Source organism: Burkholderia anthina (genome assembly GCF_001547525.1).
GTDB classification, from domain to species: Bacteria; Pseudomonadota; Gammaproteobacteria; order Burkholderiales; family Burkholderiaceae; genus Burkholderia; species Burkholderia semiarida.
The window spans coordinates 685,862-700,281 of sequence record NZ_CM003769.1 but is presented as its reverse complement, the minus strand read 5'-3'; the positions used below and the strand labels follow the sequence as shown (position 1 = coordinate 700,281).

Genomic DNA, 14,420 nt, shown 5'->3' with positions numbered 1-14,420 from the left:
GCAAACATCCGCCGATCGCCACGCTTTGAAATACAATTTCCCCCATTCTCACGAATGTATATTTTTTAGAATCAATGAAATCGACAACAAAATTTCCTGGCAAATCGCGCCCCGACGACGCGAGCCACGTCGAACTTGACCGTACGGACAAAGCGATCCTGCGAGCCCTTCAGAAAGACGCATCGATCTCGAACGTCGCTCTGGCGGCGAAGGTGAATTTGAGCGCGCCGGCGTGTTTGCGCCGCGTCGAACGGCTCAAGAGCCTGGGTTTGATCCGAGGAATCGTCGCGTTGCTCAACGCGCCTGCCCTCGATGCGGGCATGGTCGTCATCATCGGCGTCGTACTGGATCGATCGACTCCCGAATCCTTTGCCGCGTTTGAAAAAGCGGCCCAGAACGTATCCGGCTGCATGGAATGCCACGTGGTGACCGGCGAGTTCGACTACTTCATGATGCTGCGCACCCGCGATAGCGAAAGCTTCAACCGACTCCATGCCGAACAACTGCTTTATCTGCCCGGCGTGCGCCAGATTCGGACTTTCATGGTGCTCAAACAGGTTTTTTCCTCGACGCAGATCGCCATATAGCGGCTGGGCAAGGCAGCCGTTTGCGGCTTACGCCGGAACTCGCCAACGACAATCACCTGGAAAGCCGCGAAGCGGCTCGGCTTCCGCTCGCGTCGACTTCCCGCGGAACATCGGGGCCGCGCCCGTCAGTGCGCGAGCGCGCGACCGATCCTGAATACGCCGACCAACTCGCGCAGCGTGTGGTGTTGTTCGTTATGTCGGCACGCAAGCAAACTCGCTGCAATGTACGCACTCCCGCCTGACCAGACATTTCGCAAAGATGGCCGGCCATGTCGGTCGGCTTGCGCTGACACGCAGCCGCATCGGGTCACTATCCGTCCTCGCAAACGAGGGCCGGCCGGCGCTGTCGACTCACGCGTCACGGTTCGCTCGAGCCGACGCGGTCGACCCACCCCCGGTAGAACGCGCGGTACTTGAGCACGAGCTTGTCGTACTTGCTGTACGCGCCGCCGCCGTCCGGCTTCATCCCGTTCCAGATCTTGACGTCGTACCCCGCGGCCTGCCGGGTCTGGAGCCCGAACAGCACGTAGTCGGTCGCGCGGCGCAGGAGGCCGCCCACCTTCCTGATCGAGATCAGCATGTGCATGACGTTCTTGCCGTCGCTTATCGGCGTCACGCACTGCAGCAGCTTGTATTTGGCGTCTCCGTCCAGCGCGACGGTCATCACGCACCCGCCGGGATAGCCGTCGAAGTGCAGGTTCATCTGCGACATGTTCAGGCCCAGCGCGCGCGACAGCATGCCGAGCGGCCCGAAGTACCGGTCCACCGTGAAGTCGATCCCGGCGCCGAACCACGCGCCCGCCCGCGCCAGCGGCTCGACCTCCGGCCATTCGCGCCAATCGTCGAACAGCTTGAGCTCGAAGGCCGAGACCGGGAGCGCGTGGACGGGCGTCGCGTGCTGCGCGTCGTAGAAGTTCTCGACGATCCGCAAGACCGCCGTCGTCGTCTCGAACGCGAAGTGCAGATGCATGAAATCGTCGTTGTCGACGTCGGCCGCGGCGATGTCGGGCAGCGGGTGCAGCGGCTGCGCGGAACCGTACCAGACCCACACGTAACCATACCGCTCGGCGGTGACCCACGTCGGCTGGCGCGCGCCGCGCGGAACGGGCTCCAGCCGGTGTACCGCCGGGCTATTGCCGGGAATGTGCACGCACTGGCCGCGCTCGTCGTATCGCCAATGGTGAAACGGGCACTGGATGCACCCGTCCCTGATCTGCCCATCGGCCAGGTTCGCGCCAAGGTGCGCGCAGTGGCGGTCCATCACCACGGCCCGTCCCGACGCGCCGCGCCACGCGACGCACGGCCGGCCGAAGAGCGTCAGCGCCGTCGGTTTGTCCCTGAGGTCGGCCGAGCGCATCGCGACGTACCAGCTCGCGGCCACGCGCGTGGTCGCGTCGTACGCTCCCGCGGGGCGCTCCCTGGCCCCCGCCTCGTTCAATTGAATGTCTTCGATCATTTTCATTCCGGAGGTCGGCCGACTACTTCAGCGCCAGGCCGATGCGGGTCGTGATGTACGCCCTGAGCAGCGCGAACATCGGGTTGTAGTCGAAATACCTTTTCACCTCCGCCGGCGCGCTGGTCTGCGTCCAGTGCAGCAGCTTCATCGCCGGCAGCAGGCTGTACTTAGAGTTGTTGAGCTGCGGTTTGGCTCCGGTGATGCAGTACCCGAAACCGAACATCGGCTTCGCGAACTCCCGTTCGTCGATGAGGGCGTGAATGCGCGCCGCGGCCTCCTCGGCCGGCTTGCGCCCGGCGCTCACGGCTTCGACCTCGGCTTTGGCGTCGTTGAACAACTGGTAGTACCCCTCCATGTCCGCGCACAGGTACCCGAGGTATGGGGGGTTGTCGTCGAGGTGATCGAGGTCGCGCTCGTCGCGCGACGCACGGAACCGCGCGTGCGCCTGCACCAGCCGGAACTGCCCGAGGATCGTGCCGACCGCCCACAGCCTGTGGAACGCGTCCCACAGGCGGAAGTCCGAGAACGCCGTGTAGCAGCAACTGACGAAGTCGTCGTTGTGGTCCAGAAGCTTCTGCTGCAGACGCTCGATGTACTCGAAGCGCTCGGGGGAGAAATCGTCGTCGCGCAGCGCCTTGATCAGGCGCGCCGCGAGCGCGTGGATGGTCACCGCGGTGTTCTCGAGCCCGCGGGAAAAAAGCGGATCGATGAACCCGTTCGCGTGCAGCATCAGGCAGTAGCGGTCGCCGACGCAGGCGCTCGACGAGAACTGCAGGCGATCGGTCCTGACCCAGTCGCGCACCGGCACGGCGTCCCGGAACTGCGCCGCGATGCTCGGGAACCGCGCGAGGAATGCGTCGAATTCCTGCTGCGCGGAGATGTCCGTTTTCGGATGGATCCGCGGGTCGAGCTGCAGGCCGACGCTCACCAGGTTGTTGGTCGAACGCGGATGATTGTTGAACGGAATCACCCAGAGCCAGCCGCCCTCGAACATGTGGTGCAAGGTGCCCTCGTGCCAACGCCAGCGCTGCCCCTTGACCTTGAAGATGTCGTCGAACGGCTTGACGCCGAGCATGTGCGTATAGAGGCTGCGCGAGTGCGTCTTGAAGCGGCACGGCTCTTCGCGGAGATTGAACTTGGTCGCGAGCGGCGCGCGGGGCCCGCCGCAGTCGATCATGTAGCGGCCGGTGAACCGTTCGCCCTGCGCGGTCGCGACCGCGACGCCATCCTTGTCGGCGTGGTATTCGGTCACGCTCGTCTTCTGGCGAACCGTGCAGCCGTACTTGATGGCGGCTTGCAACAGGTACGCGTCGACGTCCTGCCGGTAATAGTGGCTCTCCGGCCCCCACGGCAGCTCGGGAATCACGCACTGCGTGAACTCCTTCGGGTCGTGTTCCTCGCCGGGCCTGTGGAACACGAAGCCGAAGTTGCGCTTGATGCCGGTACTCGACGCGACGTAACGCTGCGTCGCATAGAACGACGTGATGTGGTCGAGCTCGGGAATGCCGTAGCGATCGGCGATGATGCGATTCATCAGCGACGTCTCGGGGATCGACGATTCGCCGATCGTGAAGCGCGGGTGCGACGATTCCTCGATGATCAGCACGCGAAACCGCTGCTTGGCCAGGATGGCTCCCATCTGGGTGCCCGACATGCCCGAACCGAGGATGATCACATCGAAGTGGTTGCTGTCGCGCCCGTTCGCGGGGCTCTGTTGAGTCATGAGGGCACACTCTCCTGTTGAGATGGAACACATGGCCGCGCGCGTCGCGCGTCAGGATTCGTCGAGCGCGGCGCGAACGCGCGACCGTGCCGCACGCGTGAGTGCGAGCAGATCGCCGAGCATGCTGGGCGCGTACCCGCCGCTGCCGATCGTGGGGCCGCTTCGCCCGACTTCGTACGCGCGCTCCGCCAATTTGACGTGGGGCGCGCGAAAGCGCAGCAGAATCTCGAATACCCGGTCGAGGGCCGCCAGTCCGGCCTCGACGGGCTCGCCCCGCGCGCGTGCCGCCTGCGCTTCGCCGAGCACGCGGTCGATGAGCGCCGGACGCCCGGCGAACCGCGCGTAGATCGCCCTGAACGCGGGAAGCACGTAAGGCAGGTACGTCTCCTTGAATTCCCGGTAAGCGGCGTGATCCGACTGCGAACCCCACAGCACGTGCTCCAGCACGAAGAGGGGCATTTCGACCGCGCCGGGGCCCAGGTAGTGCTGGCCGCCGACTCGAATCGGTTCGTAGAACGGACGAAGCTCGTCGTAGAACACCTGCAACGAGATGAACCGGTACGCGTAGACGATCGAGTCGACCATTTTCTGCAGATGGACCGCGAGCGCGTCGCACCCTTGCGCGAACGCGGGCGACCTCAGCGGCACGTCGGTCAGCTCGACGGTCAACGCGATGGCCGCCTCGAGAGCCGCCATCGAGATGCGCACGCTCTCGAGCAGGTGCGCCTCGTCGCGCAGCCCGGTGTAGCTGCGCTGCGCGTCGGCCGCCGCGGGGTTCCAGACCGTCACGTGCAGCAGCGTCTCGCGCGGCGGCAGGCCGGTCGCGCGCGCCAGGTCGAGCAGCACCGGCTCGAGCCCGGGCACCACGTCCACGGGCTCGTGTCCGTGCCGCTTGAGCGACCCGAGGAAGAACCCGATGTCCCGCATCGCGGCGGCGGCTTCGACGAAGCCCCAGCCCGAAGGCACGCCGCGTGCCGGCAGGAACGCGCGCAACAGCCCGACGATGCCGGGCACGTCCCGTTGACGGTTCAGGCCCGGCAGCCGCAGGACGAGCGCGCGCGCCTGCAGCGGATCGCAGGCCGCCACCGCGGCGTGCGTGGCCGCGATCGTGCGTACGCGGTCCGGGGCGCGGTCCACTACAGGATCTCCGGCGTCGCGAGCGTCGGCCCGGGCTGGCTGCGAGACAGCCCCGCATCGCCCTCGCGCAGCGAGCGCAGGTAACCATGGTTCGTCGGCAGCGTCGTGCGCAGACGCTCGGCCTCGCGCCGGATCCGCGCGAACATCGCCTCGGCCTTGTCGATCGACTCCGGCCGGTGCCGCAAGAGCGGCAGCGACCGGTCGGGCAGCAGCCCCAGGCCGGCAAAAATGCAGTAGTAGTTTCCGTTCAACCAGAAGTTCTTGAATTCGTAGTCGAAGGTGTCGTAGTACGTGGAATCGTCGAACGACGTGGTGGTCAGCGGCAGCCCCGCCTTGTAGCGTTCCACCTTCTCCTTGATCGCGTCCGACAGCCGCAGGTCGTGCCGGTTCGCGCGCCAGAACGGCGTGTCGTCGCGCGACGTGGTGAAATAGTGCGCCTGCACGAAATCGCGGCAGTCGTCGAACATGTAGACGATTTCGGCGTTGAATGCGTCGATCAAGCGCGGATCGAACGACGTGTCCGGGAAGTGCTTCACGAGCTGGTACAGCGCCGCGTAGATGAAGTAGATGCCCGTCGACTCCAGCGGCTCCAGAAAGCACGACGACAGCCCGACAGAAACGCAGTTGTTGACCCACGCGCGCCGGTTGCGCCCGACCCGGAACTTGATCTGGTTGAGCGGCTGCTTGTCCGAAAGCCCCCAGAGGTCGAGGAAATCGGCGGTGGCCTGGTCGCGCGACGTGAACTTGCTCGAGAATACATAGCCGCTGCCGAACCGGCCCAGCATCGGGATCTTCCAGGTCCACCCCGAGTTCATCGCGATCGCCGACGTGTACGGTTCGATCCCGTCGCGCGCGTCGTCGGCGGGCACGGCGCTGGCGACCGCGCTGTCGCACAGCAGGTAATCGGACATGTCGATGAAGGGCTCCTTCAGCGCCTGGTTGATCAGGAGCCCGCGCATGCCCGAGCAGTCGATGAACAGGTCGGCTTCGAGCGTGCGCCCTTCCTTGGTGGACAGGCGGGAGATGTAGCCGCGGTCGTCCAGGTGAACCTGCTCGACCTCGTCGACCACGCGCTTCACCCCGCGTTCGGTGGCCCAGCGCTTCAGGAAGTCGGCCACGAGATGCGCGTCGAAGTGCCACGCGTGGGACATCTGGCGGGTGCCGTCGGCCAGGCACGGCGCGAGCTTGCCGTCGAGCGCCTCCGTCTGCGGGTAGCACGCGTACTCCATCGGTTGCTGGAAGCCCTGTTCGCGCTTGCGCAGCCAGTAGTGGGTCAGCGGCACGCCGTCGCAGTTCGGCACGTTGCCGAACAAATGGTAGAAGTGGTCGCTGCGCGAACCGTCGGGCGACTTCCTCCAGTTCACGAACCGGATGGCAGCCTTGAACGCGCCATTCACCTGCGGCATCCATTCCCGCTCCGGTATCCCGAGGAAGTCGAAGAACACCTTCTGCAAACTCGGGATGGTCGCCTCGCCCACGCCGATCCGCGGAATCGCCGCGGATTCGACGAGCGTGATGTTCGCCTGCTGCTGGAGCGCGCGGACGAGGTACGACGCGGACATCCAGCCCGCCGTGCCGCCGCCCACGATGACAATATTCCTGATCGGATTGCTCATGACACGCTTCCCATGGGATTTGAAACCTGAATGGATAGTGCCGCCTCGTCGAGTTGAACCGGAAAATCGTTCGTCAATACGTCATGACGTGTTTCTTCCATCATGACGAACGGCGTCGAAAAGGCACGTGAATCGCAGCGAAGTCAGGCAACAATGCGAATCCCCATTTCACGCGGCGGCACACCGCGCAACGGATTCCACGTCGACAAATTGGCTTGCCGACGCGTCGATCGCCATTAGCGCATGGATTTGATCAATTTCCCTAATTGCAGTCAGGATTGTCACACCGTGCACTTGACCTCCGGGACACACCATAGCAGCGTTCACGATGGTCTATCTCGAAAAATTTCATATCAATCCAGGGTTGTTCAGAGAAATTCTAAATCCCGAAGAATTTCGACGAAATATCCCGCATCAACCGATTCAATTTTATCGAACGAATAAATTCACTTTTTCATTCAATGTCCATCATCAAATTTACTTGTTTTACAAAAAAACGATAAATGACCAACCGAATTCAAAGGAAAGAAATAAAACCTTCGCCATTACCAAAACAAAGATGACGATCTTTTCTCATTTCGGCAGCCTTGATCTCGACCCCAAAATAATTCAACGCGCCTGCGGAGAAATTCGTCATGATGTGTCCGGGCGAACATGAACGATGCTCGCCAGACGCATCGGACAGGAAGCGCCGAGTAAGCAGATCGAACGGTTGCGCGTACCGGGCCACCGCCAGTTCAACGGTGCACCCCGCCTGGACCGGACGCAAACCGCGACACTGACGAATCGAGGAGGCCGCATGCCCATCCAGGAAGCGTTGCTGAAGATGTCGATGTACGTATCGCTGGTGCTGATCGTGCCGGGGCCGACCAATACGCTGCTGCTGTCGTCCGGGTTGAAGGTCGGCCTGCGCGGCACCTGGCCGCTCGTGATCGCCGAAGCGCTCGGCTACGCGATCGCGATTTCCGTATGGGGATTCTTCCTGGCCGCGTTCGCTGCCGGCCGGCCCTGGCTTTATGACGTGGTCAAGCTCGCGAGTTCCGTCTACATCTTTTTCCTCGCGCTCAAGATGTGGACGCACAGCCGCGTGCTGCAGGACATATCGAGCACGCCGGTGAGCTTTCGCGACGTGTTCGTCGCGACGATGATGAATCCGAAGGCGCTGCTGTTCTCGAGCACGCTGTTTCCGCTGGAGGCGTTCCGGTCGGCGCACTATTTCGCATGGACTCTCGTCGTATTTCTGCTCGTGCTCGCGCCGATCGGCGTGGGCTGGTCGTCCCTCGGCGGCCTCGTCACTTCGCAACGCGCATGGGCCGCCCGCACGTCGACGCTGCTGCGCGGCGCCTCGCTCGTGCTGTTGATGTTCTCCGGCACGCTCGTGTACTCGGTCGTCAACCGCTGACAGCGCTCCGATCGTCGCGACGCGTGGGCATGCATCGCGCTACTGCATGGCGGCGAGCACCCTGAATACAGCTTGCACGAAGGCGCCGGCGATTCCCGTTTGCGTCGTTGCGGCGCGACGCTGCATGGACCGCCGCGGCATGCGCGCCGCTTCGCGGTGAGTTCGTCCTCCCGCCGACATCGTTCGCGTGATGATTCGCCACGCTCCCCTGACGAATTCGAAGCCTTCCTGACGCGGCGGGATGGGTTTTTGCCCGCCTGCCCGTCGTCCCCAAAGTGACCCCACTAACATCACAGGATTGCATTTTCACACTTTATGTGATTTTATTATCACGTTTCGCGAACCGCCGACCACGCGCGCGGTCGCCCCCCCTATACCAAGGAAGAGACAACAGATGGAGACAATCGCCGTCATCGGCAGCAACATGGTCGACCTCGTGACCTATGTCTCGCGCATGCCCGTTCGGGGCGAAACGCTCGAGGCGCCGAACTTCGAACTCGGCTGCGGCGGCAAGGGCGCGAACCAGGCCGTCGCGGCCGCGCGGCTCGGTGCGCGCGTCGTGATGGTGACGAAGGTCGGCGACGACGTGTTCGCCGACAACACGATCCGCAACTTCGAGCGCGAAGGCATCGACACCACGCACGTGCGCAAGGTCGCCGGCGTGTCGAGCGGCGTCGCGCCGATCTTCGTCGAGCCCGATTCGAGCAACAGCATCCTGATCGTCAAGGGCGCGAACCGCCACCTGCGGCCCGCCGACATCGACGCGGCCGCGCCGATGCTCGCCGAATGCGCGCTGATCGTGCTTCAGCTCGAAATCGAGCTCGACACCGTCTATTACGCAATCGAATTCGGCGCGCGGCACGGCATTCCGGTGTTGCTGAACCCCGCGCCCGCCGTGGCCGACCTCGATTTCGAACGCATCCGTTCCGTCGAATTCTTCGTGCCGAACGAAACCGAGCTCGCGATCGTGTCGGGCATGCCGGTCGATTCGCGCGAGCGCGCCACCCGTGCCGCCGAAGCGCTGGTCGCGCGCGGGCTCAAGCACGTGCTCGTCACGCTCGGCAGCAACGGCTCGCTGCTGGTGTCGCGCGACGGCGCGCGGCACGTGCCGGGTGTCCCGGTCGACGCGCGCGACACGACGGGCGCCGGCGACGCGTATATCGGCTGCTTCGCGCGCTGCTATGCCGCGTCGCGCGACGCGCTCGACGCGATGCGCCACGCGTCCGCGTACGCCGCACATTCGGTCACGGGCCTCGGCACGCAGAAGTCGTACGCCGACGCCGCGACATTCGAACGCTTCCTCCGCGACGCCGGCCTCTGATCGGCGCCTTCATCGACGAGACATTGGGAAGGAGACACCCATGAGCCGAGCCCGGATCGAACACGCCCCCGACGGCTATTACCTGAACCGCACGCCGTTTTTCGCGTTCACGCTGCTGTGCTGCCTGTTCGCGCTGTGGGGCACCGCCGCGAACCTGAACGACGTGCTGATCGCGCAGTTCAAGAAATCGTTCTTCCTGTCCGATTTCGAATCGGCGTTCGTGCAGTCCGCGTTCTATCTCGGCTACTTCTTCCTCGCGATTCCGGCCGCGACCGTCGTGAAGAAATTCAGCTACAAGACGACGATCCTCGTCGGCCTGCTGCTCTACACGACCGGCTGCCTGCTGTTCTTCCCTGCCGCATCGATGGCGAAGTACGGGATGTTCCTCGTCGCGCTGTTCGTGATCGCCGCGGGCCTGTCGTTTCTCGAAACGGCATCGAATTCGTATTCGACGCTGATGGGCCCGCGCGACACCAGCACGCGGCGCCTGAACATCTCGCAGACGTTCTATCCGTTCGGCGCGATGGCCGGCGTCTACATGGGCAGCTTCCTGATCTTCAAGGAAGGCGACGCTTCGCATGCGCAGCTCGCGGCGATGTCGGCCGCCGACGCGCACACGCACCAGCTCGCGATGATCCAGGCCACGCTCGAACCGTACAAGTGGCTGATCGTCGTGCTCGTCGCCGTGTTCATCGTGTTCGCGCTCACGCCGTACCCGGCGTGCAAGGGCAACGGCGCGGGCGCGCTCACGCACCGGATCGACGCGCGCGGCACGCTCGCGCGCCTGTTCGGCAACCGGCGCTTCGTCGCGGGCGTGGTCGCGCAATTCCTGTATGTGGGCGCGCAGGTCGGCGTGTGGAGCTTCACGATCCGGCTCGCGATGCAGATCGGCGGCCTCACCGAGCGCGGCGCGTCGCGCTACCTGCTCGCGACGTTCTTCGCGTTCTTCGTCGGCAAGCTGGTCGCGACGCTCGTGATGAAACGCGTCGGCCCGGCCAAGGTGCTGATCGTCTACGGCATCCTGTGCATCGCGCTGCTCGCGTACACGATCGGCGTGCACAACATCACCGCCGTGTATGCGGCCGTGTGCGTGAGCATGTTCCTCGGCCCGTGCTGGCCGACGATCTACGGACTGACGATCGACGGCCTCGGCAAGGACACCGAATACGGCGGCTCGATCCTCGTGATGAGCATCGTCGGCGGCGCGGTCGTGCCGCTGATCCAGGGGCTGATCTCCGATCACACCGGCGGCAACATGCAGCTCGCGTTCGTCGTGCCGCTCGCATGCTTCGTCGTGATCGTCTACTACGGCTTCTACTGCCTGCGCCACCTGCCGGCAGCCACGCCCGACGCGGCGGCCGACGGCCATGCGCCCGCGCGCTACGCCGCGACGCGCAACACGTCGGGAGCGTGACCATGCGGGGCGAGATCGAATTGCGGCGCGACGACTTCCGCGAAGCGCCGCGCACGCTGTACCGCACCGACGGCCTCACCGTCACCGCGTTCGCATATCCGTCCGGCGTCGAGGCGCTGAAGCTCGACAACCGCCGGGGGTACCTCGTCTTGCTGCCGTATCTCGGGCAGATGATCTGGGCCGCCGAATTCGACGGCCGCGACCTGACGATGAAGCACATGTTCCGGCAGCCGAAGCGCGCGGCGTCGATCATCGATACCTACGGCTGCTTCATGTTCCACAGCGGGCTGCTGCGCAACGGCTGCCCGGGGCCGGACGACACGCATGCGCTGCACGGCGAGATGCCGTGCGCGCCGATGGACCGCGCGAGCCTCGTCGTCGGCTCCGATGCGCGCGGCGCGACGGTCGAAGTGACCGGCGGGTACGAATACGTGCAAGGCTTCGGCAGTCACTACGTCGCGCGTCCGTCGGTGCGGCTGGCCGAGCACGATGCGCGGATGACGATCGCGATGGACGTGACGAACCTCGGCGGCACGCCGATGGACCTGATGTACATGGTCCACCTGAACTACGCGTACGTGCCGGGCGGGCGCTTCGTGCAAGCGTTGCGTCCGAGCGGGCTGCGGCTGCGCGACAGCGTGCCGGCCCATGTGAAGCCGACCGCCGCGTGGCGCGACTACACGGCCACGCTCGCGCGCGATCCGGCGCGGCTCGCGACGCTCGATGCGCCCGCGCTGTACGACCCCGAAATCGTGTTCTTCATGAACGACGTTGAAACGGACGCCGACGGCGTCGCGCATTTCCGGCTCGTGCATCCGGACGGCGGCGCGTTCCACACCTCATACCGCCCCGAGCAATTTCCGCATGCGACGCGCTGGATCCTGCACAACGCGGACCAGCAGGTCGCCGCGTTCGCGCTGCCGTCGACCTGCGAGCCGGAGGGTTACGAAGCCGAACGCCGCAAAGGCTACGTCGCGGCGCTCGCGCCGGGCGCATCGCGCCGCTTCGAAGTGCTGACGGGCTACCTCAGCCCGGCGGAAGCCCGCGATGCGTGATGCGATGAGAGGCGCGCCGAGAAGCGCGCTGCATGGCGCGCCGCACGCCCGCGCCGCATCAGGTCACGAGCGCGATCCCGTGCTCGCGGATCGCCGTTTCGTAGCGACGGCTCAGCTGCCCGTCCGAGATCACGTAGTTGAAATCGGTCAGTTCGGCGAAATAGGCCGCGCGCACTTCGTCGAATTTCGTGTGATCGACGAGCAGGAAGCGGTTCTGCGCGCGCGCCATCACTTTCTTCTTCGCGTCGACTTCGTGGAAGTTGAAGCACGTGACGCCGCAGCGCTCGCTCACGCCGGCCGCCGAAATGAACGCCTTCGACACGCGCACCGAATCGAGGATGCCCGTTTCGGCGACCGATTCGAACACCATGTTCTGGCGGTGATACGCGCCGCCGCACAGGATCACGTTGCAATGCGGCTTCTGCTGCAGCTTCGCGAACACGTTCAGCGAATTGCACACTGCCGTGAATTCGAGGTCGTCGGGAATGAAGTCGACGATGAACGGCGTGGTCGACCCGCAGTCGACGAAGATCGTGTCGCCGGTCGTCACGAATTGCGCGGCGAGCTTGCCGATGCGGCGCTTTTCCTCCGTCTGCCGGTTGTTCTCGGCGCTGATCAGGTATTCGCCGATGTCGCTGCGCTGCGCGGCGAAATGGCGCGTCACGTAGCCGCCGATCAGGCTCAAGCCGTGCGGGTTGTCCGCGAGATCGCGACGGATCGTCATTTCGGACACGCCGAACAGTTCGGCGACTTCCCTCAGATGAATCGCGTTCTGCCCTTGCAGCACGTTCATCAAGGTCTTGATCCGTTCGCCCTTCTTTGTTTCCATGCCGGTATCCTGCGTGCCCGCCGCGTGAGTCGTTCGTCGTGCCGGGCGCGCGGGCCCGGCCGGAATGTCGTATTTGTAACAAACCGATGTGAAAACATCAACTTTCCGTGTGCCCTTTCCGCACACGATCCGTGGAGTCCTGACACATGCCGCTTTCCAACGCCCAGCTCGCCCAAACCATCGATCACACGCTGCTCGCGCCCGACGCGAGCGACGCGCAGATCCGCGAACTCTGCCGCCAGGCGGCCGAGCATCGTTTTTACTCGGTCTGCGTGAATTCGGCGAACGTGCCGCTCGCCGCGCGCGAGCTGGCTGAAACCGGCGTGCTCGTCTGCGCCGTGGTCGGCTTTCCGCTCGGCGCGGGGTTGTCCGCCGCGAAGGCATTCGAAGCCACCGCCGCGATCGCGGCGGGCGCCGGCGAGATCGACATGGTGATCAACATCGGCGCGCTGAAAAGCGGCCGCGCCGACGACGTGAAGGCCGACATCGACGCCGTGCATCGCGCGTGCGGCACGGTGCCGCTGAAGGTGATCCTCGAAACGGGGCTGCTGACCGACGACGAGAAGGTGCGCGTGTGCGAGATGTGTCGCGATCTCGGCGTCGCGTTCGTGAAGACGTCGACCGGGTTCGGCCACGGCGGCGCGACGCTCGCCGATGTCGCGCTGATGCGCCGCACCGTCGGGCCGACGCTCGGCGTGAAGGCGTCGGGCGGCGTGCGCGATCGCGCGGCCGCGCTGGCGATGCTCGAAGCCGGCGCGACGCGGCTCGGCACGAGTTCGGGCGTGGCAATCGTGACCGACCAGGGCGGCGGCGGGTCGGGGTACTGACGCGCGAACGGCGGGCCTTTGCGCGCGTACGTCATGCGTCGGGCTCGGCCGTCGGAATCCATTGCACAAGCGGCAGCACGCGGCGCGCCGATGGCAAAATACGCGCGCCGTTCGTCTCAAGCCGCGCCGCCTCTTCCGGGCATGCGACAACCCCGGCACAATGCCGCCCATGCGCAACGACAACGCCTTCGTCTACCCGTCCACCGGCATCGCCGGGCGGCTCGCCAACCGGATCGTCGCGAGCCGTCCCTTGCTGCGCGCACGCCGCGCGCTGCTGTCGCGGCTGCCGTTCCTGCAGCTCGCGAGCGACGTCGAGCATGTCGTGTATTGCACATGGGTCGTCGACGTCGCGGCCGTCCAGCATCTCGTGCCGCGCGGCGTCACACTCGCGAGCCGAGGCGGCCGCACGCTGTTCACGACGCTCACCTACCGGCATCGCCACTTCGGCCCGCGTCTCGCCGGCCCGCTGCGCCGCGCGTTTCCGTCGCCGCTGCAAAGCAACTGGCGGCTCTACGTCGACGCGCTGCCGGACGGCGTGCCGGCCGAGCGCACCGTGCTGTTCGTGAAGAACGTGTTCGACCACCCGCTCTATGCGCTCGGCAGCCGGCTGTTCAGCGACGCGCTGCCGTCGCATCTCGCGCGGCCCTTCACGCACGAGGCGCGCGACGGACGGTACGACACGCGGCTGGCGGCAAGCGGCGGCAGCGCACCCGACTTCCGCTGCACGGCCGAAGCGTCGCACGACCGGACGCTGCCCGCCGCCTTCGCACCGTTCTTCGACGACTGGCGCGCGGCCGTGGCCGCGCTGTCGCTGCAGCACGCGGCCGTCGCCCACGTCGAGGACTGCGACCGCCTCGCGTATGCGTCGATCGACCTGCCGATCGACGTCGACGCGGTGCGGCCGCTGAAGACGGTCGGCCCCGCCGGCGGCGGCGACTTTCTCGCCCGCATCGGCGCGACCGGCGAACCGCTGTGCTTCGTCGTGCCCGACGTCGCATTTCGCGTCCTGTCCGAGCGGCTGCTGTAGCGCGACCTGTCGGTACACGACGCGTC

12 protein-coding genes are annotated in these 14,420 nt (G+C 65.4%); 7 read left to right on the top strand and 5 right to left on the bottom strand.

The window, feature by feature from the left end:
• The first annotated feature begins 74 nt into the window (after nt 1–74).
• Complete coding sequence (locus WS64_RS19275; RefSeq protein WP_059579037.1) at nt 75–587, top strand: Lrp/AsnC family transcriptional regulator; 513 nt, start codon at nt 75–77, stop codon at nt 585–587.
• Between the two features lie 358 nt (nt 588–945).
• On the opposite strand, the gene WS64_RS19270 is transcribed toward WS64_RS19275, so the two are convergent.
• Genes WS64_RS19270 through WS64_RS19255 form a run of 4 tightly spaced genes read right to left on the bottom strand, consistent with a single transcriptional unit; the run spans nt 946 to nt 6,519 of the window.
• Nucleotides 946–2,040 carry a Rieske 2Fe-2S domain-containing protein gene (locus WS64_RS19270; protein WP_060967500.1) on the bottom strand — a complete coding sequence of 365 codons (1,095 nt, stop codon included), beginning with the start codon at nt 2,038–2,040 and terminating at the stop codon, nt 946–948.
• Between the two features lie 25 nt (nt 2,041–2,065).
• Nucleotides 2,066–3,766: an NAD(P)/FAD-dependent oxidoreductase gene (locus WS64_RS19265; RefSeq protein WP_059579034.1), complete on the bottom strand. Its 1,701-nt coding sequence runs from the start codon at nt 3,764–3,766 to the stop codon at nt 2,066–2,068.
• Between the two features lie 51 nt (nt 3,767–3,817).
• Nucleotides 3,818–4,852, bottom strand: coding sequence for a monodechloroaminopyrrolnitrin synthase PrnB family protein (locus tag WS64_RS19260; RefSeq protein WP_185723067.1), 1,035 nt, complete (start codon nt 4,850–4,852; stop codon nt 3,818–3,820).
• Between the two features lie 50 nt (nt 4,853–4,902).
• Nucleotides 4,903–6,519: a tryptophan halogenase family protein gene (locus WS64_RS19255; protein WP_060967325.1), complete on the bottom strand. Its 1,617-nt coding sequence runs from the start codon at nt 6,517–6,519 to the stop codon at nt 4,903–4,905.
• Nucleotides 6,520–7,318: 799 nt separating this feature from the next.
• Between WS64_RS19255 and WS64_RS19250 the strand changes: the two genes are divergently transcribed.
• From WS64_RS19250 to WS64_RS19235, 4 genes are all read left to right on the top strand, one after another.
• Nucleotides 7,319–7,921: a LysE family translocator gene (locus WS64_RS19250; RefSeq protein WP_060967324.1), complete on the top strand. Its 603-nt coding sequence runs from the start codon at nt 7,319–7,321 to the stop codon at nt 7,919–7,921.
• Between the two features lie 394 nt (nt 7,922–8,315).
• Entirely contained in the window at nt 8,316–9,242 is a 927-nt protein-coding gene (gene rbsK / locus WS64_RS19245; protein ID WP_060314402.1) for a ribokinase, read from the top strand.
• Between the two features lie 40 nt (nt 9,243–9,282).
• The gene (fucP, locus tag WS64_RS19240) at nt 9,283–10,656 is read left to right on the top strand and encodes an L-fucose:H+ symporter permease (protein WP_060967323.1); all 1,374 of its coding nucleotides are present in this window, start codon (nt 9,283–9,285) and stop codon (nt 10,654–10,656) included.
• A gap of 2 nt (nt 10,657–10,658) precedes the next feature.
• Nucleotides 10,659–11,711 carry an aldose 1-epimerase family protein gene (locus WS64_RS19235; RefSeq protein ID WP_060967322.1) on the top strand — a complete coding sequence of 351 codons (1,053 nt, stop codon included), beginning with the start codon at nt 10,659–10,661 and terminating at the stop codon, nt 11,709–11,711.
• 58 nt (nt 11,712–11,769) lie between these two features.
• Here the strand turns inward: WS64_RS19235 and deoR are convergent, their stop codons facing one another.
• Entirely contained in the window at nt 11,770–12,540 is a 771-nt protein-coding gene (deoR, locus tag WS64_RS19230; RefSeq protein WP_012337409.1) for a DNA-binding transcriptional repressor DeoR, read from the bottom strand.
• A gap of 146 nt (nt 12,541–12,686) precedes the next feature.
• On the opposite strand from deoR, the gene deoC reads away from it, so the two are divergent.
• Together deoC and WS64_RS19220 are read left to right on the top strand one after the other, a co-directional pair.
• Complete coding sequence (gene deoC, locus WS64_RS19225; protein WP_059578964.1) at nt 12,687–13,367, top strand: deoxyribose-phosphate aldolase; 681 nt, start codon at nt 12,687–12,689, stop codon at nt 13,365–13,367.
• Between the two features lie 160 nt (nt 13,368–13,527).
• Nucleotides 13,528–14,394: a DUF2071 domain-containing protein gene (locus WS64_RS19220; RefSeq protein WP_060967321.1), complete on the top strand. Its 867-nt coding sequence runs from the start codon at nt 13,528–13,530 to the stop codon at nt 14,392–14,394.
• Nucleotides 14,395–14,420: the final 26 nt, after the last annotated feature.

Excerpts from the sequence above, each read along its gene's own strand:
- WS64_RS19275 (WP_059579037.1), top strand. The coding sequence starts at position 75 with ATGAAATCGACAACAAAATTTCCTGGCAAATCGCGCCCCGACGACGCG.
- WS64_RS19265 (WP_059579034.1), bottom strand. The coding sequence starts at position 3,766 with ATGACTCAACAGAGCCCCGCGAACGGGCGCGACAGCAACCACTTCGAT.
- WS64_RS19255 (WP_060967325.1), bottom strand. The coding sequence starts at position 6,519 with ATGAGCAATCCGATCAGGAATATTGTCATCGTGGGCGGCGGCACGGCG.
- WS64_RS19250 (WP_060967324.1), top strand. The coding sequence starts at position 7,319 with ATGCCCATCCAGGAAGCGTTGCTGAAGATGTCGATGTACGTATCGCTG.
- rbsK (WP_060314402.1), top strand. The coding sequence starts at position 8,316 with ATGGAGACAATCGCCGTCATCGGCAGCAACATGGTCGACCTCGTGACC.
- fucP (WP_060967323.1), top strand. The coding sequence starts at position 9,283 with ATGAGCCGAGCCCGGATCGAACACGCCCCCGACGGCTATTACCTGAAC.
- WS64_RS19235 (WP_060967322.1), top strand. The coding sequence starts at position 10,659 with ATGCGGGGCGAGATCGAATTGCGGCGCGACGACTTCCGCGAAGCGCCG.
- deoR (WP_012337409.1), bottom strand. The coding sequence starts at position 12,540 with ATGGAAACAAAGAAGGGCGAACGGATCAAGACCTTGATGAACGTGCTG.
- deoC (WP_059578964.1), top strand. The coding sequence starts at position 12,687 with ATGCCGCTTTCCAACGCCCAGCTCGCCCAAACCATCGATCACACGCTG.
- WS64_RS19220 (WP_060967321.1), top strand. The coding sequence starts at position 13,528 with ATGCCGCCCATGCGCAACGACAACGCCTTCGTCTACCCGTCCACCGGC.